Origin of the sequence: Roseomonas haemaphysalidis (assembly GCF_017355405.1) — a bacterium.
GTDB lineage: Bacteria > Pseudomonadota > Alphaproteobacteria > Acetobacterales > Acetobacteraceae > Pseudoroseomonas > Pseudoroseomonas haemaphysalidis.
Window position 1 is genome coordinate 2095218 of record NZ_CP061177.1, and the last position, 21898, is coordinate 2117115.

Genomic DNA, 21898 nt, shown 5'->3' on the forward strand with positions numbered 1-21898 from the left:
GGCTGCGGCGTCATCTGCTTCGGCAACACGGAAACGGAACGATGGCGAAGGCTGAGTTGAAGAAGGGCGACCACGTGGCCTGGGACAGCGCTCAGGGCGAGGTGAAGGGCGAGGTGGTCAAGAAGCTGACCAGCCCCACCAAGATCAAGTCGCACAAGGTGGCGGCGTCCAAGGACAACCCGGAATACCTGGTGAAAAGCGACAAGACGGGCGCCGAGGCGGCGCACAAGCCAGGCGAGCTGAAGAAGGCCAAGTGAGCCTCCGCCACCTCGTCCTGGTGCTGGGCGACCAGCTGGACGAGGATTCGGCCGCCTTTGATGGCTTCGACCCCGCGCGCGACGCCGTCCTGATGATGGAGGTGCGGGAGGAAGCCAGCTACATCCCGCAGAACAAGCGGCGGATCGCGTTCTTTTTCTCCGCCATGCGCCACTTCGCCGAGGCGCTGCGCCGGCGCGGCTGGACGGTGCATTATTCCGAGCTGGACGACCCGGAAAACGCCGGTGCCTTTGGGCCGGAGATTTCCCGCCACATCCGCGCCCTGAAGCCCGGCGGGCTGGTGGTGCTGGAGCCGGGCGACTGGCGCGTGGGTGACGCGCTCCGCTCGCTGAAGCCTGCCCCGGAATTCCGCGAGGACCGGCACTTCCTGTGTTCCACGGCGGAGTTCACCGAGTTCTCCCGCCAGCACCCGCGCATGGTGATGGAAACCTTCTACCGCGCCATGCGCCGCCGCATGGACATTCTGGTGGAGCGCGATGGCAGCCCCGCCGGTGGCGCCTGGAACTTCGATGCCGACAACCGCGAGGGCTTCGGCCGCGGGGGTCCTCCACCGGTGCCGCCCACCCGCCGCTTCCGGCCGGACGACATCACCCTTGCGGTGCTGGACATGGTGGAGCGCGAATTCCCCGGCAGTCCCGGTAAGCTGAATGACTTCGACCTGCCCGTCACCCGCCGCCACGCGCTGGCGGCGCTGCGGGATTTCGTGGAGCATCGCCTGCCGCTGTTCGGCCGTCACCAGGACGCCATGTGGACGGGACAGGCCTTCCTGTTCCATTCCGTCATCTCCGGCCCGTTGAACCTGCATCTGCTGAACCCGCGCGAGGTGGTCGAGGCCGTGCTGGACAACCCGGCCAACGCACCGCTGAACGCCGTGGAAGGCTTTGTCCGGCAGGTGATCGGCTGGCGCGAATTCGTCCGTGGCATCTACTGGCGGGAGATGCCGGACTATGCCGGGCGCAACGCGCTGGATGCCACGCTGCCCATGCCGCGTTTCTACTGGACCGGTGAGACGGAGATGCGCTGCCTCGCCCAGGCCATCGGGCATACCATCGACCACGCCTATGCCCACCACATCGAGCGGCTGATGGTGCTGGGCCTGTTCGCGCTGCTGCTGGGCGTGAAGCCCTACGACGTGCACCGCTGGCACATGTCGATGTTCTGGGACGCGATCGACTGGGTGTCGCTGCCCAACACCCTGGGCATGAGCCAGCAGGGGGACGGCGGCGTGGTGGGCACCAAGCCCTATGCCGCCAGCGGCAACTACATCAACCGCATGAGCGACCATTGCCGCCATTGCCGCTTTGACCCGAAGCAGTCGGTGGGCGAGGACGCCTGCCCCTTCACCACCTTGTACTGGGATTTCCTGGCCCGGCACCGCAAGCGCTACGCCGGCAACCTGCGCATGCGGAACCAGTATGCCAACTTGGACCGCAAGGAAGGCGCCGAGCTGGCCGCCATCCAAGAGCAGGCCCGGGGCCTGCGCGCGCGGCTGACGGCGGAAGGCTTTCTCTAGGTTCTGGGCCGGAACGCCTGGGCCACCACGCAGGCAATGGCGGCGCCCAGCATCAGCATCGCCATCGGCCGCGCGCTGCCGTCGGCCAGCCAGCCCAGCAGCGCGCCGCTGCACCCCGCCACGCCGAACTGCAGCGTGCCCTGCAACGCGGATGCCGAGCCGGCATGCGCCGAATGCCGGGCCAGGGCGCCCACCGTGGCGTTCGGCATGATGATGGCGCACAGCGAATTGGCGATGGCCAGCGGCACCAGCACCTGCCACAGGGCCCCCGGCCCGCGAAAGGCCACCACGGCCAGCGTCAGGGTGGAGGCCAGCATGGCCAGCGTCGTCCAGCGCACCAGCCGCCGCGCACCAAAGCGCATCAGCAGCGGCGGGTTGAACTGCGAGGCCAGGATGAACCCCGCCGCGATGGCGCCGAACAGAATGGCGAAGCGCCCCGGGTCCAGCCCGAAGACGCCGACGAACACCCCCGGCGAACCGCCCACATAGGTGAACAGCAGAAAGGTGCTGGCGCAGCCCAGCGCCGTGTGGCTGAGAAAGGAGCGTTCGCGCAGGATCTGCGCGAAGCGCAGCAGCTGCGCCGTGAAGCCGAGCTGCAGCCGGCGTTCCGGCGGCAGGGTTTCCGGCAACAGCCGCCATACCAGCGTCATGGACAGCAGCGCATAGGCGGCGCCGAACCAGAAGATCAGCCGCCAGGAGCCGAATTGCAGCATCAGCCCGCCCAGGCTGGGTGCCAGGATGGGCGCGGCGCCCATCACCAGCACCAGGCGCGACATCAGCCGGGCGGCGGCGTGGCCTTCCGCGATGTCGCGCACCACGGCGCGCGGCAACACCATGCTGGCCGAGCCGCCAAAGGCCGCCACGGCGCGGAACAGCGCCAGGGTCGTGATGTCGTTGGCCAGCGCGCAGCCGACCGTGCCGGCCATGAACACCGCGAGCCCCGCCATCAGCGGCCGGCGGCGGCCGTAGCGGTCCGCCAGCGTGCCTTGTGCCATCTGCCCCACCGCGAGCCCGAGGAACCAGGAAGCCAGGGTGATCTCGGCCGAGCCGGCCGCGGCGCCGAATCCGGCCTCGATGGCGGGAAAGGAAGGCAGATACATGTCCGTGGACAGCGGGCCGATGGCGGTCAGAAAGCCAAGCAGCAGCGGCAGCCAGCCGGGCAGGGCCCGGTCCGGCGGCGGCGAGGGGGGCAAGGGCGGCATGGGACGTCCGGAAGTGGGGCAGGCGGCCGGCAGGATACACTGGATGGCGCCCGGCGGCGCCATCGGGCGCGGCACCGGCTGGGCGCCTGATCGGCAGGCAACCGCGCCGCCGCATGCCCGCAACACGGGCGGAAGGGTGGCGGCAGGGCGTTTCATCACACGATCTCCGCTTGCGGGATGCGCCGAACGCTTCAAACTGCCTCAGGCCGGCGTCTGGTGCCGGTCAGATATGCAGAATACGGAGAGCCGCGTGATCCGATCCGTCCTGGCCGCCCCCTGCCGCGCCGTCGGCCTTTCACTGCTCGGCGGCCTGGCGCTTGCCACGTCGCTGAGCACTGCCGGCCCCGCCGCCGCGCAGGGCGCGGTCGACACCGTCGCCGCCATCCGGACGCGCGGCCAGCTGGTGTGCGGCGTGGCCGGCCAGGTGGCCGGCTTTTCCGCCCCCGACAGCCGCGGCGAGATGCGCGGGCTGGATGCCGACACCTGCCGCTCCGTTGCCACCGCCATCTTCGGCGACGCCAGCAAGGTGCGCTTCGTCAACGTCACGCCGCAAAGCCGCTTTACGGCCTTGCAGTCGGGCGAGATCGACATGCTGGTGCGCAACACCACCTGGACCCTGGCGCGCGAGGCCTCGCTCGGCCTGGAATTCGCGTCCGTCAACATGTACGACGGCCAGGGCTTCATGGTGAAGACGACGCTGGGCGTGAAGTCCGCCAAGGACCTCGGCGGCGCCAGCATCTGCGTGCTGCCCGGCACCACCACCGAGCTGAACGTCACCGACTATTTCCGCAGCCAGAACATGACCTTCACCCCCGTGGTGATCGAAACCGTGGAGGAGGTGGAGCGCGCCTTCGTCGCCGGCCGCTGCGACGCCTATACCACGGACGTTTCCTCGCTCGCCGCCTTCCGCTCCTCGCAGGGCCCCAATGCCGGCAACTACCTGCTGCTGCCCGAGGTGATCTCCAAGGAACCGCTGGGGGCCATGATCCGCAAGGGCGACTGGAAGTTCTTCGACATCGTGCGCTGGACCCACTTCGCGCAGCTGACGGCCGAGGAGCTGGGCATCACCAGCCAGAACGTGGCCACCTTCGCCGACAGCACCAACCCGGACGTGCAGCGTTTCACCGGCAAGAGCGGCGACCTGGGCAAGATGCTGGGGCTGCAGCCGGACTGGGCGGTGCAGGTGGTGCGCCAGCTCGGCAACTATGCCGAGATGTGGGACCGCAACATCACGCCGCTGGGCGTGCAGCGCGGCATCAACAACCTGTGGAGCAAGGGCGGGCTGCAATACGCGCCGCCGATGCGCTGAACCGTCCCGACCGTGGCGGCCCGACCCCGGGCCGCCGGCCTTTTTGCGGAGAGCCTGCCGCCATGCGCGGATTCCTCAAGACCATCGCGGGCCTGCTCGCGCTCGCCCCCGCGGGCACCGCCCTGGCGCAGCCGGCGGCCGATACCGTCGCCACCATCCGCGCGCGCGGCAGCGTCGCCTGCGGCGTCACGCCCAACACCATCGGCTTCGCCTCGCCGGACAGCCGTGGCGTGTTCCAGGGGCTGGATGCCGATTATTGCCGCGCCGTGGCGGCGGCGATGTTCGGCGATGGCGGCAAGGTGCAGTTCGTGCCCACCACCGCGCCGCAGCGCTTTCCCGCCCTGCAGTCGGGCGAGGTGGACGTGCTGATCCGCACCACCACCTGGACCCTGTCGCGGGAGGCGGCGCTGGGCTTCGAGTTCACCGGGGTGAACTTCTTCGACGGCAATGCCTTTATCGTGCGCAAGGCACTGGGGGTCAGCTCGGCCAAGCAGCTGGACGGCGCTAGCGTCTGCCTGCAGCAGGGCTCGACCACCGAGCTGAACGTCACGGATTACTTCCGTGCCAACGGCATGAAGCTGAACCCGGTGACGTTTGAGAACGTGGAGGAGATCCGCACCGCCTTCGCCGCCGGGCGCTGCGACGTCTATTCCTCCGACACCTCCACCCTGGCGGCCTTCCGCATGGGGCAGGGGGACAAGGCGGCCGACTACGTGCTGCTGCCCGAGGTGATCTCCAAGGAGCCGCTGGGCCCCGCCGTCCGCAAGGGCGACGCCAAGTGGTTCGACATCCTGCGCTGGGTGCATTTCGCGCTGCTGACGGCGGAGGAGATGGGCATCACCCAGACCAACGTGTCCGGCTTCGCCGACAGCACGAACCCGGATGTCCAGCGCTTCACCGGCCGCACCGGCGACCTGGGCAAGATGCTGGGGCTGCAGCCGGATTGGGCGGTGCAGGTGATCCGCGCCACCGGCAATTACAGCGAGATGTGGGAACGCCACATCACGCCGATGGGCCTGCCGCGCGGCATCAACCGCCTGTGGAACCAGGGCGGGCTGCAATACGCGCCACCCATGCGCTAAGCGGCTAGGCCGTCGGTGCCCGGTGGAAGCCGGGTTCCGCCGGCGGCTCGGCGAAGTCCTCCACGATGGATTCCACCCGCGCCAGCGGCGGGCCGGCGCGGCAGGCGGCCAGCAGGGCGCCCACGGCCGCCGGGTCGCCGCTCACCAGTGCCTCGACGCTGCCATCCCGGCGGTTGCGCACCCAGCCATGCACGCCCAGCTGCGTTGCTTCCCGCTGCATCCAGTCGCGAAAGCCGACGCCCTGCACCCGGCCCCGGATGCGCACCAGCTTGCCGTCCATTGCCCGCCTCCGCTCACGCCCCGACGGCGGCCAAGCGCATCAGCCGTTCCGCCAGCGCCACATCCTGGCCCACGGCGCGGCGGCGCGCCATCGCCTCCTCGTCCTCGCCCCACAGGTCCTGCTGCCAGCTTTCGTCCACCAGGGCGAGGCGGGTGGCCTCCCCCGCGTCCAGCCGCCCGTGCAGCAGCGCCAGCCCCAGCACCAGGCTGCCCAGCAGCGGCACGGCGAGGCCGAGCGCCGTCAGCTCCAGCGGCGGCAGCGCGGCCACGGCGCGCTTCAACGCGGCCAGCGACTCCGGCGGCTGCGCGACGTGGATGATGCCGGTGGTGACCAGCAGCGGGGCGCTCAGGCTGTCCGCCGCCCAATCCAGCAGCGGCTGCCATTCGGCGTCCTGGATGGCGGCCAGGCGGCGGTCGTCGCCGCGGTAGCACAGCAGGTCGGTTTCGCCGTAAGCGGCAATGGCGTCGACGCTGGGCTGCGGGTCGGGCGCCACGCGGTCGATGGCGGTGCCGGCCATGCGGGTCAGCGGCACCATCTCCATGCTCATCTCGCCGCCCTTGGCGCTGCCGGCCTGTTGCCATTCGCCGGCCACGGCCTCGGCCAGCAGCAGGCTCGGCAGGCGCATCGGCCCGCCGCCGGGCAGGCGCATGGGGCGGCCGTCGAGCAGCACGGTGAAGCCGCCATCCTCGTGCGGGGCGGCGGTGGCGATGTCCCAGAAGCGTTTCATGGGCGGCGATATGGCGCGGCGGCCCGCGCCGCGCCAGCCTTCAGCGGGTCGGCTTCGGCGGGTCCTGGCTGTAGTCGTAGAAGCCACGCCCCGACTTGCGGCCCAGCCACCCGGCCTCGACATGCTTCACCAGCAGGGGCGAGGGGCGGTACTTGCTGTCCCCCATGCCCTCGTGCAGCACGCGCATGATGGCCAGGCAGGTGTCCAGCCCGATGAAGTCGCCCAGCTCCAGCGGCCCCATCGGGTGCGCGGCGCCGAGCTTCAGGGCGGCGTCGATGGAGCGCACGTCGCCCACGCCTTCCTGCAGCGCGTAGACCGCCTCGTTGATCATCGGGATCAGCACGCGGTTGACGATGAAGGCAGGGTAGTCCTGCGCCACGGCGGTGGTCTTGCCCATCCGCTCCGCCAGCGCCTGCACCGCCGCGAAGGTCGCGTCGTCGGTGGCGATGCCGCGGATCACCTCCACCAGCTTCATCACCGGCACCGGGTTCATGAAATGCATGCCGATGAAGCGGTGCGGCCGGTCGGTCGCCGCGGCCAGCCGGGTGATGGAGATCGACGAGGTGTTGGAAGCGAGGATGGCCTCCGGCTTCAGCAGCGGCACCACCTGCTTGAAGATGGAAAGCTTGAGGTCCTCGCGTTCCGTCGCCGCCTCGATGACGATGTCGGCGGCGGACAGCTCGGACATCTCCGTGCCGCCCTGGATGCGGCCCAGCGCCGCATCCCTGGCGGCGGCGTCGATGCCACCCTTGCTCACCTGCCGGTCGAGGTTGCGGCTGATGGTGGACATGGCCTTGTCCACCGCCTCCTGCTTCACGTCCACCAGCACCACGTCCAGCCCCGCCAGCGCCGCCACATGGGCGATGCCGTTGCCCATCTGCCCGGCGCCGATGACGCCGACCGTGCTGATCGTCATGCGCTCAGCCCAGCTCCGCCTCGAGTTCGGGCATCAGCTTGAACAGGTCGCCCACCAGGCCGTAGTCGGCCACCTGGAAGATCGGCGCGTCCTCGTCCTTGTTGATGGCGACGATGACCTTGCTGTCCTTCATGCCGGCCAGGTGCTGGATGGCGCCCGAGATGCCGACGGCGATGTAGAGCTCCGGCGCCACGATCTTGCCGGTCTGCCCCACTTGGTGGTCGTTGGGCGCGAAGCCCGCGTCCACGGCGGCGCGGGAGGCGCCCACGGCGGCACCCAGCTTGTCCGCGATGCCGTCCAGGATGGCGAAGTTCTCGGCCGAGCCCAGGGCGCGGCCGCCGGAGATCACCACGCGCGCCGCGGTCAGCTCCGGCCGCTCCGACTTGGCGATCTCGGCGCCCACGAAGGAGGAAATGGACGGCGCATCCGTGGCGGGTGCCGCTTCCACGGCGGCGCTGCCGCCCTCGGCCGGCACCGGGTCGAAGGAGGCGGCACGCACCGTGAGCACCTTCTTGGCGTCGGCCGACTTCACGGTGGCCAGGGCGTTGCCCGCGTAGATGAAGCGGCGGAAGGTATCCGCATCCACCACGCCGGCGATGTCGGTGACGATCTGCACGTCCAGCAGGGCGGCGACGCGGGGCATGATGTTCTTGCCCATGGCGCTGCCGGGGGACAGCAGGTGCGTGTAGCCCGGCGCCAGTGCCAGCAGCAGGGCGGCGGCGGGCTCGGCCAGCCCGTGCTCGTAGGCGGGGCCGGAGGCGGCCAGCACCTTGGTCACGCCGGGCAGCTTGGCCGCGGCCTGGGCGGCGGCGTCGCCGCCCAGCACCAGCACATGCACGTCGGCGTCGATCTGCGTGGCGGCCGCGACGGCGGAGCGGGTGGGGACGGAAACGTGGTCTTCGCTGCGGTCGGCGAGGATCAGGACGGCCATGGCTCAGATCACCTTCGCTTCGTTGCGCAGCTTGTCCACCAGCTCGGCCACCGAGGCGACCTTGCGGCCAGCCTGGCGCTTCGGCGGCTCCTCCACCTTCAGCACCGTCAGGCGCGGCGTGACGTCGACGCCGAGCTCGGTGGGCTTCAGCGTCTCGATCGGCTTCTTGCGGGCCTTCATGATGTTGGGAAGGCTGGCATAGCGCGGCTCGTTCAGCCGCAGGTCGGTGGTGACGATGGCCGGCAGCGTCAGGCTCACGGTCTCGAGCCCGCCATCGACCTCGCGCGTCACGGTGGCTTTGCCGTCCGCGACCTCGACCTTGCTGGCGAAGGTGCCCTGGGCCCAGCCCAGCAGCGCCGCCAGCATCTGGCCGGTGGCGTTCATGTCGTCGTCGATGGCCTGCTTGCCCAGGATCACCACCTGCGGCTGCTCACGCTCCGCGATGGCCTTCAGGATCTTGGCGACGGCCAGCGGCTCGGTGCCCTCGGCTTCCACCAGGATGCCGCGGTCGGCACCCATGGCCAGCGCGGTGCGGAGCTGCTCCTGCGCCTGCGCCGGGCCGATGGACACGGCCACGATCTCCGTGGCGATGCCCTTTTCCTTGAGCCGCACCGCTTCCTCGACCGCGATCTCGTCGAAGGGGTTCATCGACATCTTGACGTTGGCGGTCTCCACGCCCGTGCCGTCCGCCTTGACGCGGACCTTCACGTTGTAGTCGACCACCCGCTTGACCGGGACCAGAAGCTTCATGGGTGGGGCTTGTCCTTCCTATGCCATGGAACAGCTTGGCGCGCCGTGGGCGCCAGTCTGTCCGCGATCGCGGCGGGTCTCAGCCCGCCTGCCGGCCACGTTGCGGCACGGTAAGGCGGCGCCGCCGGTCCTGGCAATACGGCCAGCGGCGGCCTAGCCGCGCATCAACAGCACCAACACCACGAACAGTGCCAGCGAGATGCCCTGCAGCCAGACGCGGTAGCGCATCAGCGTGCTGGACTTGGCGCCGTCCTGGCCGCGCGCCAGCCCGACCATGCCGGCGAAGAGCACGCCCAGGGTGCCCAGCATGGCGAGGGCGAGCAGGATCGATACGATGGTGATCATGCAGCAGACATGGGCGAGGCGGGGCAGGGTGCAAGCAGGCCGGGGTCTCAGCACCGGATGCGCATATCGCATGGCCGCCCTGCGCCAACCGCCTTGCCGAGGCCACGCTCCGGTGCCTAAGCTCCGTTCATGAGCCCGATGTCGTCCACGCGAATGACGATTAGCGGCCCGGCCGTTTAAGCGCCCTGCGGGGGGCAGCGGCCGGGATGACCCCGCGCAGCCCAGTCGCAGCCGCACCGCGAGCCGGTGCCGACCATCGGATCCTATTCTCATGTCAGACCTTTGTTCCGCGGTGTCCGCCGCCCGCTTCACCGTGCTGGCCGAAGCCTATCCCGGCCTGCTGTCCCGCGTGCTGGAGCCGCTGGCCAAGCGCGACCTGACCCCGGATCGCGTGCGGTCCCAGCGGGAAGGCCAGTTTCTGCGGGTGGAGATCGCCGTGGACGCCATGCCGGTCGAGATGCTGCACCTGGTGGCGGGCAATCTCGGCCAGATCATCGGCGTGATGCGGGTGGAGGCCATGGAAGGCCGCCACGTGCGTCTGGCCGTCGCCGCCTAGGCCGCGCCCGCGTCAGGCTTGGTTGATCGCGATCAGGCCGCGCCGCACCTTCTGGCCGCGGTGGATGCGGTCCTCGATGAAGCCGGCCTCGCCCCAGCGCACGGCGCGCCCCAGCGCCTGCGCGTCCTCGCTGAAGCGGGCCAACATCTCCAGCAGCGCCGGCCGGTTGTTCAGGAAGATGTCGCGCCACATGTTGACGTCGCTGGCCGCGATGCGCGTGAAGTCGCGAAAGCCCGAGGCGGCGAACTTCAGCACCTGTTCCTGGGTTTCCTGCGCCAGGTCGTCGGCCGTCGAGCAGATGGTGAAGGCGATCAGGTGCGGCAGGTGGCTGACGATGGCCACCACCTTGTCGTGGGTGGTGGCGTCCATGGTTTCCAGCATGGCACCGGCCCGTTCCCACATCGCGGCCACCTTGGCCACGGCCCCGGCATCGGTGCCGGATGGCGGCGTCAGGATCACGTAGCGGCCCTGGAACAGGGTGGCGAAGCCGGCATCCGGGCCGGAATGCTCAGTGCCGGCCATGGGGTGGCCGGGCACCAGGTGCACGCCGGCGGGCAGCAGCGGTACCAGGTCGCGCAGCACGGAGCCTTTGGTGGAGCCGCTGTCGGTCAGCACGGCGCCCGGTGCCAGATGCGGCGCGATCTGGCGCATCACCGCCGCGAAGGTGCCGACCGGCACGCACAGGATCACCCCGTCGCAGCCCTGCACGGCCCGCGCGGCATCCGTTTCCACTACATCCGCGATGCCCAGCTCGCGCAATCGCGCCGCGACGCCGGGCCCGGTGTCGCAGGCCACGACGGTGGCGGCGATGTCCCCCCGCTCCCGCGCCAGCCGGGCGAGCGAGGAGCCGATCAGCCCCAGCCCGATGATGCAAAGCCGCTGGAAGACCGGCGCGTCAGCCATGCGGCGCGGCGGCGGTCAGCGCGTCGATCACCATCTGGCACTCCTCGGCCGTGCCGATGGTGATGCGCAGGCAGTGCGGCAGGGCGTAGCCGCCCATGCCGCGCACGATCAGCCCGCGCTGCTTCAGGGCCGCATCCGCCGCCCTGGCGCGCGCGGCGTCGCCGAAGTCCAGCAGAATGAAGTTGGTGTGGCTGGGCCAGACCTTGATGCCCGCGCCTTCCAGCGCCGCCACCACGCGCCCGCGCCATTCGGTGTTGTGGGCGACCGACTTCGCTTCCCACCCCGGCTCGGCCAGCGCCGCGATGGCCGCGGCCTGCGAGGCGGCGGCGACGTTGAAGGGGCCGCGCACGCGGTTGAGGGTGTCGATGATCTCGGGCGAGGCGTAGCCCCAGCCCACCCGCATGCCGCCCAGGCCGAAGATCTTGGAAAAGGTGCGCAGCATGATGGTGTTGCCGGCGGCATCCACCAGCGCGGCGCCGGCGTCGTAGCCGGGGTCCGTGACGTATTCGGCATAGGCGCTGTCCAGCACCAGCAGCACGTCATCGCGCAGCCCGGCGCGCAGGCGGGCGATCTCGGCCGAGGGCAGCAGCGTGCCGGTCGGGTTGTTGGGGTTGGTGATGAAGACGATGCGCACGCGCGGCCCGGCGGCGGCGGCGATCATGCCGTCGATATCCGCCTTCATGTCGTGCTCGGCCACCTTGATCACGCGGCAGCCGGCGTAGCGGGCGGCGATGTCGTACATCATGAAGCCATAGGCGCTCATGACGATTTCCGTGCCCTCGCCGCCATAAGCCAGGCAGAGATGCGCGATCAGCTCGTCCGAGCCATTGCCGCAGACGATGCGCGCCGGGTCCAGCCCGTATTTCGCGCCGATCGCGGCCCGCAATTCCTTGGCGCTGCCGTCGGGGTAGCGGTGCGCCTCGCGCGCCGCGCGGGTGATGGCCTCGATGGCGCCGGGCGGCGGCCCGAAGGCACCCTCGTTGGACGACAGCTTGATGATCCGGTTGACGCCCGGAAGCTTGGACTCGCCCCCGACATACGGCTCGATGCTGAGGATGGAGGGGCGCGGCTGCACGGTCATGCGGGCGGTTCTTCCGGATGGGTCGGGGTCGGTCGGGCAGGGGCGTCGCAGAACGGCTCGGCATAGGCGCCGAGCACCTGCACGCTGGAAAAGGGCAGGGCGGCCAGGCGCGGGTCGGCGGGGTCGAGAAAGCCCTCCACCTCGGCCAGCGCGGCCCGCGCGTGGTGCCAGATCACCCGGCATGGCGGCAGGCCGAGGGCGGCGAGGGCGCCGCCGATGCGGCCGACGTCATTCACCCCGGCAAAGCGCAGCAGCGTGCGGTCGCGGCCGCTCGGCTCCGGCCGAAAGGCCGCGACGGCCAGCGCCTCGGGCCGCGCGCCCTCGGGGCCGGCCAGAAAGGGCAGGGCCGCCAGCACCTGCAGGCGGGGCACCTGCATCTGCATCCACCATGCTGCCGCAGGCCGGTCGCCGCGCTCCGCGGCCGGCAGGATGGCGACGGTGGCCTCGCCCGCCGCCACGGCGGCCAGCGCGCCTGCCGGCGTGGGATGCAGCGTCAGCCGCGTCAGCAAACCGAAATGCCCGCGCGCCGCGTGTGCCGCCGCGCCGTCGGCGGCGCCGCACGCCGCCATGGAAAAGGGGCCCTGCTGCGCCAGGGAACTGGCGATGATGTCGCGCCACAGCCGCGCCACCACCGGGCGCGGCAGCGGGCCCTCGTGACGCGCCAGCAGGCGCCGCAGGATCGCCGCCTCGCGCCCCGGGCGGAAGGTCGGCCCGCCGGCCTTCACCCGGCCCGCCGCCATGCCGGCCGCCAGTGCCGCGCGGCGCATCAGCAGGTCGTGCATGGCATCGTCGATGTTGTCGATCGCCGCCCGCAGCGCGGCCAGGTCCGGCCCGGCCCCGGCCGGCGGGGCGGGCTGGGACTGCTGCGCGGGGGCGGTGGTGGGGGTCAGGTCGGCCATGGCGGTGGCCCAGCATTAATGCCCCGGCGGCGCCGCGCCAAGCACCGCCGCGCCGCCGGCGGTCGCGCATGGACCTGGCCGCCGCGCGATCCTATTGATGGCGGCGGCATGACCCAGTCCCCCGCGCCCCCGCACTCCGAGTCCCCGCCGGCCGATGCGGCGGCATTCCGGCACCAGAGCGTGTCCTTTCCGGACGGGCTGTCCCTGGATTGCGGCGCGGCCATCGCCCCGCTGACGGTGGCCTTCCGCACCTACGGCACGCTGGACGCGGCGCGCGGCAACGCGGTGCTGGTATGCCATGCCATGACGGGCGACCAGTACGTGGCCGAAAGCCACCCGGTCACCGGCAAGCCCGGCTGGTGGGAAGCGGTGGTCGGACCCGGCAAGCCGGTCGACACGGACCGCTTCTTCGTGATCTGCGCCAACGTGCTGGGCGGCTGCATGGGCAGCACCGGCCCGCGCGAGGAGATGCCGGGGGAAGGCCGCCCCTATGGCACCGACTTCCCGTCCATCACCATCCGCGACATGGTGCGCGCCCAGAAGCGCCTGGTGGACCACCTGGGCGTCCCGCGGCTGCTCGCCGTGATCGGCGGCTCCATGGGCGGCATGCAGGTGCTGGAATGGGCGGCGACCTTTCCCGAGATGGTGCATGCCGCGGCGCCCATCGCCACGGCGCCGCACCACAGCGCGCAGAACATCGCCTTTGACGAGGTCGGCCGCGCCGCTATCCATTCCGACCCGGACTGGAAGGGCGGGCGGTACTGGGAAGACGGGCGCATCCCGGCGCGGGGCCTGTCCGTGGCGCGCATGGTGGCGCACATCACCTACCTGTCGGAGCAGGCGCTGACCCGCAAGTTCGGCCGCCGGCTGCGCGGCGCCCCGGCGCTGACATTCCTGGAGGACGTGTTCGAGGTGGAAAGCTACCTGCGCCACCAGGGCAGCACCTTCGTCAACCGCTTCGACGCCAACAGCTACCTGACCATCACCCGCGCGATGGACTTCTTCGACCTGGCGGCGGAGCACGATGGCAACCTGGCCGCCGCCTTCCGTGGCACGCCCACGCGGTTCTTCGTGGCGTCCTTCGACAGCGACTGGCTGTTTCCCACCAGCGAAAGCCGCGCCCTGGTGCGGGCGCTGAACGCGGCGGCGGCCAACGTATCCTTCGTGGAGATCAAGTCGGACAAAGGGCACGACGCCTTTCTGCTGCACGAGCCCGAGTTCCATGCGGCGCTGGGCGGCTTTTTGCGCGGTGCGGCGGAGCGCGCCGGCTGCTGATGCAAGGGCGCCGCGTTGCATGTGACCCATGCGCAGGGCGAAACGTTTTTTCGAAAACCAGACGATATGACATCGCGTTCATCGTTACAGGAATGCCGCCCCGGCCGGTCGCCGGCCCGGGCTTCGCTGATCATGAATGGAGAATTCGCATGTCCCTGCGCACCACGCTGGCCGCCGCCGCGGCCCTGATCGCCCTCGGCGCCGCTCCCGCCTTCGCCCAGGATGGCGGCGCCGGCGGCGACAGCAACATCAACAACTTCGTCCGCCAGTCGCCCAACGGCATGCAGCCGCAAAGCAACGGCGTGCCGGTGATCGTGGACAACCGCGATGGCCAGCCGGTGATCCGCTATCGCGGCGCGCAGCCGCGTGCCGAGGGCGTCGAGGACGGCCGCGTGCCCCGCATCGTCGACAACCGCGAAGGCCAGCCGGTGATCAGCTATGGCGCCGACCGCGCGCTGAACCCGGTGCGTGGCGCGCGCCCGAGCCGCGCCGCCCGCCAGGCGGCGGCGCGTGCGCCGATGGCCACCGCGCCGGTGCTGAACCGTGCCCGCGCTGAACTGCAGCGCGGCCAGTTCGCCGCCGCCGCCGCCAACCTGGAGGTGGTCGAGACCCGCATGCTGAACCAGAGCGGCGGCGCCGGCGACAATGCGGCGCTGCGCAGCGTGAGCGAGGCCCGCGCCGCCGCCAGCCGCCGTGACCGCGCGGGCGCCATGCGCGCGCTGGATGCCGCCTCCTCGCACATGAGCCGCGCGAGCTGAACAGGCCGGCCGACTTCGCAGTGGAAAGGGGGCGGGCCGCAAGGTCCGCCCCCTTTCCCGTTCCGGGGCCTCGCGGCCCGGGGCCGGGGCCGGTATAGGAAAGCCGCTTTCCCGTTTCCGGAACGAGGCGCCCTTGCCCGACACCGCCCCCATCCGCTTTGTCGCCAAGAACATGCGGCTCGACCTGCGGCTGATCGCCGAGATGATCCCGCCTGGCGCCAAGGTGCTGGACATCGGCTGCGGCGACGGCGCCCTGCTGGACCACCTGACGCGTGAAAAGCATGCCGATGCCCGCGGCATCGAGATCGACATGGCGCAGGCCACGGCCGCCGTGGCGCAGGGTCTGGCGGTGATCCATGGCGACGCGGACAACGACCTGGCCTTCTATCCGGACGGCGCCTTCGACTACGTGGTGCTGTCGCGCACCATCCACGCCGTCGAAAAACCGCGCGAGGTGCTGCGGCAGATGCTGCGCATTGGCCGCCACGCCATCGTGTCCTTTCCCAACTTTGGCCATTGGGAAGTGCGCATGAAGCTGCTGCTGACCGGCCGCATGCCGATGACCGATACCTGGGGGCGGCCCTGGCACGAGACGCCCAACATCCACCCCTGCACCATGCTCGACTTCTTCGATCTGTGCGCGGCCGATGGATACACGGTGGAACGCTGGCTGGCGGTGGACGAGCGCGGGCTCAAGGCGCCATGGCGGGAGTCCGTGCGCCTGGCCAACCTGTTCGGCGAGCAGGCGCTGTTCCAGCTGCGCCGGACGGACTAGCCGGCGATCAGGCCGCCATCTTGCGGGCGGCGCCGTCGCGCAGCAGCGCCTGCACCGCCTCGGCCACCTTGTCCGCCGCATCCTCGGCGCCCAGCTCCTGGCAGCACCGCTCGGCATGGCCCAGCAGGCGCAGCACGGAGGAAAGGTCGCGTCGGGCCTGCTCGGTCCAGAGGACCGCGGCGATCGGGGTGTCCATGAGGTTCACCAGGGGCTGGGTGCTGCCGGGGATTCGGTGGCCGGCGCTTAAAGCATCCTTGCCGGCAGGGCCACAGAATTCCGCGCTCAGGCCTCGCCGCGGGTTTCCACCATGGCCAGGCCCCAGTCCGGCTGCGGCGGGACGTCGATCAGCATGGCGGCATAGGCGATGTGCCGGGCGGCATCCTCCACCCCCAGGGCGCGCGCCTCGGCCTCCATGTAGCTGAGCATCCGGATCAGCGACGCCCGGTCAGACCGTTTTTCGTGGTCGGGGTGGCTTTGAAAGGCGCTCATGTTGCTTCGGGTCCCGGGCGGCCGATGGCAGGAACAGCATCATCACACAAGCGTGATGTATCTGATGCAAGAGAATTTCGGCAAGCGCAAACTTCGGCCGAGCGCGGTGCCGGGCCATGGCCAAGGCGCGTGGCAGGCCATACCTTGCGACATGGGCGCCCAGGAATCACGCATCCCGGACGGTCGTGGCCCCTTAAAAGAACACGCAACGGAGGTTCCGCTATGGCACGTTTGGCACTGGTCACCGGAGGACAGCGCGGCATCGGCGCCGCGATCAGCGAGGAGCTGCAGAAGGCCGGGCGCAGCGTGGTCGCGTCCTATGCCGGCAACGACGCGGCGGCGACGGCCTTCACGGAGCGGACCGGCATTCCGACGGTGAAGTTCGACGTGTCCGACTACGCGGCCTGCAAGGCGGCGGTGGCCAAGATCGAGGCCGAGCACGGGGTGATCGAGATCCTGGTCAACAATGCCGGCATCACCCGGGACGGCACCATGAAGCGCATGGACCGCGACATGTGGGACGCGGTGATCGATACCAACCTCGGCTCCTGCTTCAACCTCGCCAAGCTGGTGTGGGAGGGGATGACGGCGCGCAAGTTCGGCCGCATCGTCAACATCGGCTCGATCAACGGGCAGGCCGGGCAGTACGGGCAGGTCAACTACGCCGCCGCCAAGTCCGGCATCCATGGCTTCACCAAGGCCCTGGCGCAGGAAGGCGCGCGCGCCGGCATCACCGTCAATGCCATCGCGCCCGGCTACGTGGATACGGAGATGGTGCGGGCGGTGCCGGACGACGTGCTGCAGAAGATCATCGCGCGCATCCCGGTCGGGCGGCTCGGCCATGCCGAGGACATCGCCCGCGGCGTCTGCTTTCTGACGGCCGACGATGCCAGCTTCATCACCGGATCGACGCTGTCGATCAACGGCGGGCAGCACATGTACTGACGCGGCAGCGCGGGCGGCCGGGCCGCCCGCGCATCCGGTTCAGCGGTTGACGGCGGGGGTGGCGCGGTCCGCCAGCAGGCGGCTGGCCACCCAGGACACCAGCCACACGATGATCGCGCCCATAAAGGCATCCCAGAAGCTGGCGACGCGCATGCCGGGCATCACGCCGGCGGTGATGGCGAACATCAGCGCGTTGACCACCAGCGTGAACAACCCGAGTGTGAGGACGGTCAGCGGCAGCGACAGCAGCGCGATGACCGGGCGGATCAGCGCATTGACCACGCCGAACACGACGGCGGCGATCAGCAGGTTGATCGGTCCGGTGAAGCTGATGCCGTCGATCAGGTATTCCGCCAGCCAGAAGGCGACGGCGGTGATCAGCGTGCGTGCCAGGAAACCCATGGAAGAACTCCTTCTCTTGATGCCCGCTCAATGCCCAAGCTTGCGGCAGGTTTCGGTGCGCGCATGAGCCGGCACGATATGCTCGGCGGTGTGGCATTGGTGCTATGGGCGTTTCTAGGCGTGCTGACCCGGCTGGCCGCCGGCATCCCGCCATTGCAGCTCACCGCCATGGCCATGACGGTCGGCGGTGCCGCCGGGCTGGCGGTGGTGCTGGCGCGCGGCCAGGCATCGCGGCTGCGGCAGGGCGCGCTGGCCTGGGCGCATGGCGTGGGCGGGCTGGCCGGCTACCACGCGCTGTATTTCGCGGCACTGGCCCTGGCGCCGCCGGTGGAAGCCAACCTCCTCAACTACCTGTGGCCGTTGCTGATCGTGCTGCTGTCGGCCCCGGTGCTGGGCTTGGCGCTGGATGCGCGGCGCCTGTCCGGCGTCGTGCTGGGGCTGGCCGGCTGCGCGCTGCTGCTGGGCGGCGGTGCCGGCTTCGCGCCCGCCGCCTGGCCCGGCTTTCTGTGCGCCGCGGCGGCGGCCCTGGTGTGGGCCCTGTATTCGGTCACGGCGCGGCGGCTGGCCGGCGTGCCGACCGAGGCCGTGGCGGGCTTCTGCCTGGGGGCGGCCTTGTTGTCCGGCGTGTTGCACGCCCTGACGGAAACCACGGTTGTGCCCGATGCACGGCAGGCCGTGGCGGTGCTGCTGATGGGGCTGGGTCCGCTGGGGGCCGCGTTCTTTTTATGGGATGCCGGCATGAAGCGCGGCGACCCGCGCCTGTTGGGCACCCTGGCCTATGCGACGCCGGTGGCCTCCACCGCGCTGCTGCTGGCGGCGGGGGAAGGGCAGGCGGGCTGGCGGGTGCTGGCCGCCGCGGCACTGGTCGCCGGGGGCGGGCTGCTGGCCGCGATGGGGCGTGGCGGCAAGCCGGCAAAGGCGGCGCGCCTGTGAGCGTCTTCGCCTACAGGCAGGTGGAAAGCGCCAGCACGGGCGCGTAGTTCACCAGGGTCGCCACCAGGGCCACGACGCTGGCGTAAAGCGCCGCGCGGGCCAGGAGGCCGTCCGGCCGCCGCCCCACCCGGCGGGCATGGCGCCGGCACCACACAATGATCCCCAGCAGCGCCAGCACGTGCAGGACCCAGATGCCGAGCAACACGCCGCGTTGCAGGCTGAGCGGGCCGAGCCGCATGCCGTCCCACCCGAAGGCGCAGCCGACCGACAGGGCGGCATACAACCACAGAAACGCCGATCCCCAGACACACAGGCCGGCGCAAAGCAGCAGCAGCGGCGGGGCACCCTGCCGGGCGGCGGCGGTGGTCATGGCGTCGCCAGCCCGCGCATCGGCACCAGCCAGGGCAGGGCCAGAAGAAAGCCCAAAGCCAGCAGCGTCGTCGCGGCCGTGTAGTCGTGCCACAGCGTGCCGGTGCGAAGGTCGGCCGAGCGGCGCGGCGACACAAAGCCCGCCATGCAGCGCCAAGCCGCCAGCCCCGCCAGGATGCCGCCCACCGTGGCATGCAGCGCGGCATAGGCCAGGAAAGCTGCGGTGACGGCGAGGTAGGCATGGCCGCTCGGCGTGGGCACCTGGAACAGCATCAGCCAAAGGGCCGCCAGGGCGGCCAGAACCTGGCAAGCCGCGACGCCGAGCTGCAGCAGCGCCGCCCGCCGCACCGAACCCCGCAACGCCATCAGCGAGCCGCGCGCCAGGGCGGCCGCGGCGGCGCACAGCAGCCCTGGTGCGGCCGCCGCGGCCAACGGCAGCGCGACCACCGCGGGCGGCGGCCATCCCGGGGCCACCAGCCACAGAAACAGCGCGCCGAAGACCAGCGAGGCAAAGGCCGTGCCGTCCGCCACCAGCAGCAGCGCCACGCCCCACCAGGATGCCGGGCACGGTACCTCGGAATGCAGCGGCAGGCGCAGGCCGAGTCCGGCCTCCAGCAGGCCGTGGTCGCGCGTTTGGCCGGCCGTGCGGTGCCAGCGCAACAGGACGCCGACCACCAGGAGCAGCGTCAGCGGCGTCGCCCAGTACAGCTTGAACAGCAGCGTCAGCACCGTGGCACCGATGGCCAGCGCGGTCCACAGCGGCAGAAAGGTCGGGCGCGGCAGGATGGCGATGTGCTCGGGCTCGCCGGTCGCCATCTCCACCGCCATGATCTCCTGCCAGCCGTGGCGCGGCGTGGCGAGAAAGCCTTCGCCGCGTTCCAGCGCCTCGGCCAGCCCGGGTGCGTCGCGCAAGGGCGCGCGGCCCGACACACGGGGCAGCGAGGCGAAGGCATAGGATGGCGGCGGGATCGGCACCGCCCATTCCAGCGTTTCCGCCTGCCAGGGATCAGCGGGCGAGCGGCGGCCGAAGCGGAACTGCAGGAGCATGTCGGCCGCGAACAGCGCGAAGCCCGCCGTCATCACGAAGCCGCCGATGGAGGAAACGAGGTTCGGCAGTTCCCACCCCAGTCCCTCGGGCACCATGGCCCAGCGGCGCGGCATGCCGAGCAGGCCGGTCAGGTGCATGATGAAGAAGGTCATGTTGAAGCCGACGAAGATCAGCCAGAAGGCCAGCGTGCCAACGCCGTAGAGCGGCTGGCGGCCGGTGACCAGCGGCAGGTAGTAGTAGGCCGCCGCGAGCATGGGGAAGATGAAGCCGCCGACCAGCACGTAGTGCATGTGCGCGACCACGAAGTGCGTGTCGTGGGCCTGCCAGTCGAAGGGTACGATGGCCAGCATCACCCCCGTGAGCCCGCCGCAGACAAAGACGAAGAAGAAGCCGAGGAGGTAGAGCATCGGCACGCTCATGCGCGGGCGGCCGGCCATCATGGTGCCGATCCAGAGAAAGATCTGCACGCCCGTCGGCACCGCCACCAGCACGCTGGCCGCCGAGAAGAAGGCCTGCGCCAGATGCGGGATGCCCACGGTGAACATGTGGTGCACCCACAGCCCGAAGGACAGGAACCCCATGGTGGCGACCGCGACCACGATCCAGGCGTAGCCGATCATGGCGTGGCGCACGAGCACGGGCAGCATGGTGGAGATCAGCCCCGCCGCCGGCAGGAAGATGATGTAGACCTCCGGGTGGCCGAACAGCCAGAACAGGTGCTGCCACAGGAGCGGGTCGCCACCGCGCGTCGGGTCGAAAAAGGGCAGGTCCAGCGCGCGTTCCGCTTCCAGCAGCACGGAGCCGAGGATCAGCGGCGGGAAGCCCACCAGCATCATGCCGGCGGTGACCAGGATGTACCACGCGAACAGCGGCATGCGCGCCAGGCTCATGCCCGGCGCACGGAACTTCAGGATGGATACCACCAGCTCCACCGCCGCCGCGACCGCCGAGATTTCCACGAAGGTCACGCCCAGCAGCCAGACATCCGCGTTGATGCCCGGCGAATAGCGGCCCGAGGACAGCGGCGTGTACATGAACCAGCCGCCGTTGGGCGCATACCCCGCCAGCAGCGCCAGGATCAGGATGGAGCCACCGAACACGTAGCACCAGAAGCCCAGCGCGGTGAGGCGCGGAAAGGCGAAGTCCCGCGTGCCCAGCATCTTGGGCAGAAAGAAGATCGCCACGCCCTCGAACATCGGGATGGCGAACAGGAACATCATCACCGTGCCATGCATGGTGAAGATCTGGTTGTAGACGTCGGGACCCACGAAGGCGCTGCCGGGGGAGGCGAGCTGCGCGCGGATCAGCATGGCCAGCGCGCCGCCGATGGCGAAGAACAGAAAGGCGGTGACGATGAAGCGCCGCCCCAGCACGGTGTGGTTGACGGCCGCGAGCCGCCCCCACCCCGGCGGCGTGGACCAGATGCGCTCCAGCTCCCGCGCCGCTTCCGTGCGCGCCGGCAACTGCTCGGGCGGGCTCATGGCGTGTTCCCTTCCGCCGCCGCGGCGAGCGCCGGGCCGAAGGCGGCGGCGTCATGCGCCTGCACCGCGAAGGCCATGGTGGTGTGGCCCGTGCCACAGAATTCCGCGCAAACGCCGCCGTAGTGGCCCGGTTGGTCGGCCTGCAGGCGGATGACGTTCACATGGCCGGGGATGGCGTCGATCTTGCCGCCCAGTCGCGGCACCCAGAAGGAATGGATCACGTCGGTGCCGACCACCCGCACGTCCACCGGCCGGCCGGCCGGCAGGTGCAGCACGTCGTCCGTCCGCAGGCCGCCGGGGTAGCGGAAGGTCCAGTGCCATTGGCGGGGCACCGCTTCCACCACATAGGCGCCGGAGCCGGGGCGGGGCAGCAGCCGCTCGCCCGTCAGCAGGGCGAAGACCAGCAGCGCGCCCAGCACCACCGCCGGCAGCGCCAGTCCCCCCCACACCAGCCAGAAGCGCGGCGCGATGTCGTGCCCCAGGCCAGGCCGCAGGAACGCCAGGGCGACCAGCCCCAGCACGCCGGCGAAGATCGCCGCCGCCCCGCCCAGCATCACCCACCACAGCAGTGCCGTGGAGGCGGCGGCGGGACCCGCGGGCGACAGGGTCGAAAGGTCGCCGGTGCAGCCACACAGCCCCAGCGCCGTTGCAAC

The 21898-nt window shown here is 70.6% G+C and carries 26 protein-coding genes; 10 read left to right on the forward strand and 16 right to left on the reverse strand.

Features of this window, described 5'->3' with window-relative positions:
• Positions 1 to 41: 41 nt before the first annotated feature.
• The gene (locus IAI59_RS09600; protein WP_207416317.1) at positions 42 to 257 is read left to right on the forward strand and encodes a hypervirulence associated TUDOR domain-containing protein; all 216 of its coding nucleotides are present in this window, start codon (positions 42 to 44) and stop codon (positions 255 to 257) included.
• Positions 254 to 1789 (forward strand): cryptochrome/photolyase family protein, encoded by a 1536-nt coding sequence (locus tag IAI59_RS09605; RefSeq protein ID WP_237181101.1) that lies wholly within the window; start codon positions 254 to 256, stop codon positions 1787 to 1789. The genes IAI59_RS09600 and IAI59_RS09605 overlap by 4 nt, the downstream gene beginning before the upstream one ends.
• Here the strand turns inward: IAI59_RS09605 and IAI59_RS09610 are convergent.
• Positions 1786 to 2991 (reverse strand): multidrug effflux MFS transporter, encoded by a 1206-nt coding sequence (locus IAI59_RS09610; protein ID WP_207416318.1) that lies wholly within the window; start codon positions 2989 to 2991, stop codon positions 1786 to 1788. The two genes, IAI59_RS09605 and IAI59_RS09610, sit on opposite strands and share 4 nt — an antisense overlap.
• Positions 2992 to 3220: 229 nt before the next feature.
• On the opposite strand from IAI59_RS09610, the gene IAI59_RS09615 reads away from it, so the two are divergent.
• A complete protein-coding gene (locus IAI59_RS09615; protein WP_207416319.1) occupies positions 3221 to 4300 on the forward strand; it encodes an amino acid ABC transporter substrate-binding protein in 1080 nt (359 codons plus the stop codon).
• A 62-nt stretch (positions 4301 to 4362) separates the two neighbouring features.
• Positions 4363 to 5382, forward strand: coding sequence for an amino acid ABC transporter substrate-binding protein (locus IAI59_RS09620; RefSeq protein ID WP_207416320.1), 1020 nt, complete (start codon positions 4363 to 4365; stop codon positions 5380 to 5382).
• A gap of 4 nt (positions 5383 to 5386) precedes the next feature.
• On the opposite strand, the gene IAI59_RS09625 is transcribed toward IAI59_RS09620, so the two are convergent.
• The 6 genes from IAI59_RS09625 to IAI59_RS09650 all read right to left on the reverse strand — a co-directional run bounded on the left by IAI59_RS09625 (position 5387) and on the right by IAI59_RS09650 (position 9331).
• On the reverse strand, positions 5387 to 5662 hold the full coding sequence (locus IAI59_RS09625; protein WP_207416321.1) for an acylphosphatase: 276 nt from the start codon (positions 5660 to 5662) through the stop codon (positions 5387 to 5389).
• A 13-nt stretch (positions 5663 to 5675) separates the two neighbouring features.
• Positions 5676 to 6389: an ATP12 family chaperone protein gene (locus IAI59_RS09630; RefSeq protein ID WP_207416322.1), complete on the reverse strand. Its 714-nt coding sequence runs from the start codon at positions 6387 to 6389 to the stop codon at positions 5676 to 5678.
• Between the two features lie 40 nt (positions 6390 to 6429).
• Positions 6430 to 7305 (reverse strand): 3-hydroxybutyryl-CoA dehydrogenase, encoded by an 876-nt coding sequence (locus IAI59_RS09635; RefSeq protein WP_207416323.1) that lies wholly within the window; start codon positions 7303 to 7305, stop codon positions 6430 to 6432.
• A gap of 4 nt (positions 7306 to 7309) precedes the next feature.
• On the reverse strand, positions 7310 to 8236 hold the full coding sequence (locus tag IAI59_RS09640) for an electron transfer flavoprotein subunit alpha/FixB family protein (protein WP_207416324.1): 927 nt from the start codon (positions 8234 to 8236) through the stop codon (positions 7310 to 7312).
• Between the two features lie 3 nt (positions 8237 to 8239).
• A complete protein-coding gene (locus IAI59_RS09645; protein WP_207416325.1) occupies positions 8240 to 8986 on the reverse strand; it encodes an electron transfer flavoprotein subunit beta/FixA family protein in 747 nt (248 codons plus the stop codon).
• A 153-nt stretch (positions 8987 to 9139) separates the two neighbouring features.
• The gene (locus IAI59_RS09650) at positions 9140 to 9331 is read right to left on the reverse strand and encodes a twin transmembrane helix small protein (RefSeq protein WP_207416326.1); all 192 of its coding nucleotides are present in this window, start codon (positions 9329 to 9331) and stop codon (positions 9140 to 9142) included.
• Between the two features lie 271 nt (positions 9332 to 9602).
• Here IAI59_RS09650 and IAI59_RS09655 point away from each other — a divergent pair, with 271 nt between their 5' ends.
• Positions 9603 to 9887: a hypothetical protein gene (locus tag IAI59_RS09655; RefSeq protein ID WP_207416327.1), complete on the forward strand. Its 285-nt coding sequence runs from the start codon at positions 9603 to 9605 to the stop codon at positions 9885 to 9887.
• Between the two features lie 12 nt (positions 9888 to 9899).
• Here the strand turns inward: IAI59_RS09655 and IAI59_RS09660 are convergent, their stop codons facing one another.
• From IAI59_RS09660 to IAI59_RS09670, 3 genes are read right to left on the reverse strand one after another with little or no spacing between them, the layout of a single operon-like run.
• Complete coding sequence (locus IAI59_RS09660) at positions 9900 to 10790, reverse strand: prephenate dehydrogenase/arogenate dehydrogenase family protein (protein ID WP_207416328.1); 891 nt, start codon at positions 10788 to 10790, stop codon at positions 9900 to 9902.
• Positions 10783 to 11871 carry a histidinol-phosphate transaminase gene (gene hisC, locus IAI59_RS09665; protein ID WP_207416329.1) on the reverse strand — a complete coding sequence of 363 codons (1089 nt, stop codon included), beginning with the start codon at positions 11869 to 11871 and terminating at the stop codon, positions 10783 to 10785. The genes IAI59_RS09660 and hisC overlap by 8 nt, the downstream gene beginning before the upstream one ends.
• Entirely contained in the window at positions 11868 to 12770 is a 903-nt protein-coding gene (locus IAI59_RS09670; RefSeq protein WP_207416330.1) for a chorismate mutase, read from the reverse strand. Before IAI59_RS09670 ends, hisC begins: the two co-directional genes overlap by 4 nt.
• Before the next feature lie 108 nt (positions 12771 to 12878).
• Between IAI59_RS09670 and metX the strand changes: the two genes are divergently transcribed.
• From metX to metW, 3 genes are all read left to right on the forward strand, one after another.
• Positions 12879 to 14045: a homoserine O-acetyltransferase MetX gene (gene metX / locus IAI59_RS09675; RefSeq protein WP_207416331.1), complete on the forward strand. Its 1167-nt coding sequence runs from the start codon at positions 12879 to 12881 to the stop codon at positions 14043 to 14045.
• 149 nt (positions 14046 to 14194) lie between these two features.
• Positions 14195 to 14803 (forward strand): hypothetical protein, encoded by a 609-nt coding sequence (locus IAI59_RS09680; protein WP_207416332.1) that lies wholly within the window; start codon positions 14195 to 14197, stop codon positions 14801 to 14803.
• 172 nt (positions 14804 to 14975) lie between these two features.
• Entirely contained in the window at positions 14976 to 15578 is a 603-nt protein-coding gene (metW, locus tag IAI59_RS09685) for a methionine biosynthesis protein MetW (protein ID WP_207416590.1), read from the forward strand.
• Positions 15579 to 15585: 7 nt separating this feature from the next.
• Here metW and IAI59_RS09690 read toward each other — a convergent pair whose 3' ends face one another.
• Complete coding sequence (locus tag IAI59_RS09690) at positions 15586 to 15774, reverse strand: soj family protein (RefSeq protein ID WP_207416333.1); 189 nt, start codon at positions 15772 to 15774, stop codon at positions 15586 to 15588.
• An 86-nt stretch (positions 15775 to 15860) separates the two neighbouring features.
• Positions 15861 to 16067: a hypothetical protein gene (locus IAI59_RS09695; RefSeq protein ID WP_207416334.1), complete on the reverse strand. Its 207-nt coding sequence runs from the start codon at positions 16065 to 16067 to the stop codon at positions 15861 to 15863.
• A gap of 222 nt (positions 16068 to 16289) precedes the next feature.
• Between IAI59_RS09695 and phbB the strand changes: the two genes are divergently transcribed.
• Positions 16290 to 17012 carry an acetoacetyl-CoA reductase gene (phbB, locus tag IAI59_RS09700; RefSeq protein ID WP_207416335.1) on the forward strand — a complete coding sequence of 241 codons (723 nt, stop codon included), beginning with the start codon at positions 16290 to 16292 and terminating at the stop codon, positions 17010 to 17012.
• Between the two features lie 39 nt (positions 17013 to 17051).
• Here the strand turns inward: phbB and IAI59_RS09705 are convergent, their stop codons facing one another.
• On the reverse strand, positions 17052 to 17414 hold the full coding sequence (locus IAI59_RS09705; protein ID WP_207416336.1) for a phage holin family protein: 363 nt from the start codon (positions 17412 to 17414) through the stop codon (positions 17052 to 17054).
• A gap of 63 nt (positions 17415 to 17477) precedes the next feature.
• On the opposite strand from IAI59_RS09705, the gene yddG reads away from it, so the two are divergent.
• Positions 17478 to 18347, forward strand: a complete 870-nt coding sequence (gene yddG / locus IAI59_RS09710) for an aromatic amino acid exporter YddG (RefSeq protein WP_237180563.1) — start codon at positions 17478 to 17480, stop codon at positions 18345 to 18347.
• A 10-nt stretch (positions 18348 to 18357) separates the two neighbouring features.
• Here the strand turns inward: yddG and IAI59_RS09715 are convergent, their stop codons facing one another.
• Genes IAI59_RS09715 through IAI59_RS09725 form a run of 3 tightly spaced genes read right to left on the reverse strand, consistent with a single transcriptional unit; the run spans position 18358 to position 21799 of the window.
• Complete coding sequence (locus IAI59_RS09715) at positions 18358 to 18717, reverse strand: hypothetical protein (RefSeq protein ID WP_207416338.1); 360 nt, start codon at positions 18715 to 18717, stop codon at positions 18358 to 18360.
• Positions 18714 to 21245, reverse strand: a complete 2532-nt coding sequence (gene ctaD, locus IAI59_RS09720) for a cytochrome c oxidase subunit I (RefSeq protein ID WP_207416339.1) — start codon at positions 21243 to 21245, stop codon at positions 18714 to 18716. The genes IAI59_RS09715 and ctaD overlap by 4 nt, the downstream gene beginning before the upstream one ends.
• A complete protein-coding gene (locus IAI59_RS09725; protein WP_237180601.1) occupies positions 21242 to 21799 on the reverse strand; it encodes a cytochrome c oxidase subunit II in 558 nt (185 codons plus the stop codon). The genes ctaD and IAI59_RS09725 overlap by 4 nt, the downstream gene beginning before the upstream one ends.
• Between the last annotated feature and the right edge of the window lie 99 nt (positions 21800 to 21898).

What these genes read in the sequence shown, in the direction of transcription:
- yddG (WP_237180563.1), top strand. Translation starts at nt 17,478, where the DNA reads ATGAGCCGGCACGATATGCTCGGCGGTGTGGCATTGGTGCTATGGGCG.
- IAI59_RS09670 (WP_207416330.1), bottom strand. Translation starts at nt 12,770, where the DNA reads ATGGCCGACCTGACCCCCACCACCGCCCCCGCGCAGCAGTCCCAGCCC.
- IAI59_RS09610 (WP_207416318.1), bottom strand. Translation starts at nt 2,991, where the DNA reads ATGCCGCCCTTGCCCCCCTCGCCGCCGCCGGACCGGGCCCTGCCCGGC.
- IAI59_RS09645 (WP_207416325.1), bottom strand. Translation starts at nt 8,986, where the DNA reads ATGAAGCTTCTGGTCCCGGTCAAGCGGGTGGTCGACTACAACGTGAAG.
- IAI59_RS09680 (WP_207416332.1), top strand. Translation starts at nt 14,195, where the DNA reads ATGTCCCTGCGCACCACGCTGGCCGCCGCCGCGGCCCTGATCGCCCTC.
- metX (WP_207416331.1), top strand. Translation starts at nt 12,879, where the DNA reads ATGACCCAGTCCCCCGCGCCCCCGCACTCCGAGTCCCCGCCGGCCGAT.
- IAI59_RS09620 (WP_207416320.1), top strand. Translation starts at nt 4,363, where the DNA reads ATGCGCGGATTCCTCAAGACCATCGCGGGCCTGCTCGCGCTCGCCCCC.
- hisC (WP_207416329.1), bottom strand. Translation starts at nt 11,871, where the DNA reads ATGACCGTGCAGCCGCGCCCCTCCATCCTCAGCATCGAGCCGTATGTC.
- IAI59_RS09690 (WP_207416333.1), bottom strand. Translation starts at nt 15,774, where the DNA reads ATGGACACCCCGATCGCCGCGGTCCTCTGGACCGAGCAGGCCCGACGC.
- IAI59_RS09615 (WP_207416319.1), top strand. Translation starts at nt 3,221, where the DNA reads ATGCAGAATACGGAGAGCCGCGTGATCCGATCCGTCCTGGCCGCCCCC.
- IAI59_RS09695 (WP_207416334.1), bottom strand. Translation starts at nt 16,067, where the DNA reads ATGAGCGCCTTTCAAAGCCACCCCGACCACGAAAAACGGTCTGACCGG.
- IAI59_RS09640 (WP_207416324.1), bottom strand. Translation starts at nt 8,236, where the DNA reads ATGGCCGTCCTGATCCTCGCCGACCGCAGCGAAGACCACGTTTCCGTC.
- IAI59_RS09635 (WP_207416323.1), bottom strand. Translation starts at nt 7,305, where the DNA reads ATGACGATCAGCACGGTCGGCGTCATCGGCGCCGGGCAGATGGGCAAC.
- IAI59_RS09600 (WP_207416317.1), top strand. Translation starts at nt 42, where the DNA reads ATGGCGAAGGCTGAGTTGAAGAAGGGCGACCACGTGGCCTGGGACAGC.
- IAI59_RS09725 (WP_237180601.1), bottom strand. Translation starts at nt 21,799, where the DNA reads ATGCTGGGCGGGGCGGCGGCGATCTTCGCCGGCGTGCTGGGGCTGGTC.
- phbB (WP_207416335.1), top strand. Translation starts at nt 16,290, where the DNA reads ATGGCACGTTTGGCACTGGTCACCGGAGGACAGCGCGGCATCGGCGCC.
- IAI59_RS09715 (WP_207416338.1), bottom strand. Translation starts at nt 18,717, where the DNA reads ATGACCACCGCCGCCGCCCGGCAGGGTGCCCCGCCGCTGCTGCTGCTT.
- IAI59_RS09655 (WP_207416327.1), top strand. Translation starts at nt 9,603, where the DNA reads ATGTCAGACCTTTGTTCCGCGGTGTCCGCCGCCCGCTTCACCGTGCTG.
- IAI59_RS09650 (WP_207416326.1), bottom strand. Translation starts at nt 9,331, where the DNA reads ATGATCACCATCGTATCGATCCTGCTCGCCCTCGCCATGCTGGGCACC.
- ctaD (WP_207416339.1), bottom strand. Translation starts at nt 21,245, where the DNA reads ATGAGCCCGCCCGAGCAGTTGCCGGCGCGCACGGAAGCGGCGCGGGAG.
- IAI59_RS09660 (WP_207416328.1), bottom strand. Translation starts at nt 10,790, where the DNA reads ATGGCTGACGCGCCGGTCTTCCAGCGGCTTTGCATCATCGGGCTGGGG.
- IAI59_RS09625 (WP_207416321.1), bottom strand. Translation starts at nt 5,662, where the DNA reads ATGGACGGCAAGCTGGTGCGCATCCGGGGCCGGGTGCAGGGCGTCGGC.
- IAI59_RS09630 (WP_207416322.1), bottom strand. Translation starts at nt 6,389, where the DNA reads ATGAAACGCTTCTGGGACATCGCCACCGCCGCCCCGCACGAGGATGGC.
- metW (WP_207416590.1), top strand. Translation starts at nt 14,976, where the DNA reads ATGCGGCTCGACCTGCGGCTGATCGCCGAGATGATCCCGCCTGGCGCC.
- IAI59_RS09705 (WP_207416336.1), bottom strand. Translation starts at nt 17,414, where the DNA reads ATGGGTTTCCTGGCACGCACGCTGATCACCGCCGTCGCCTTCTGGCTG.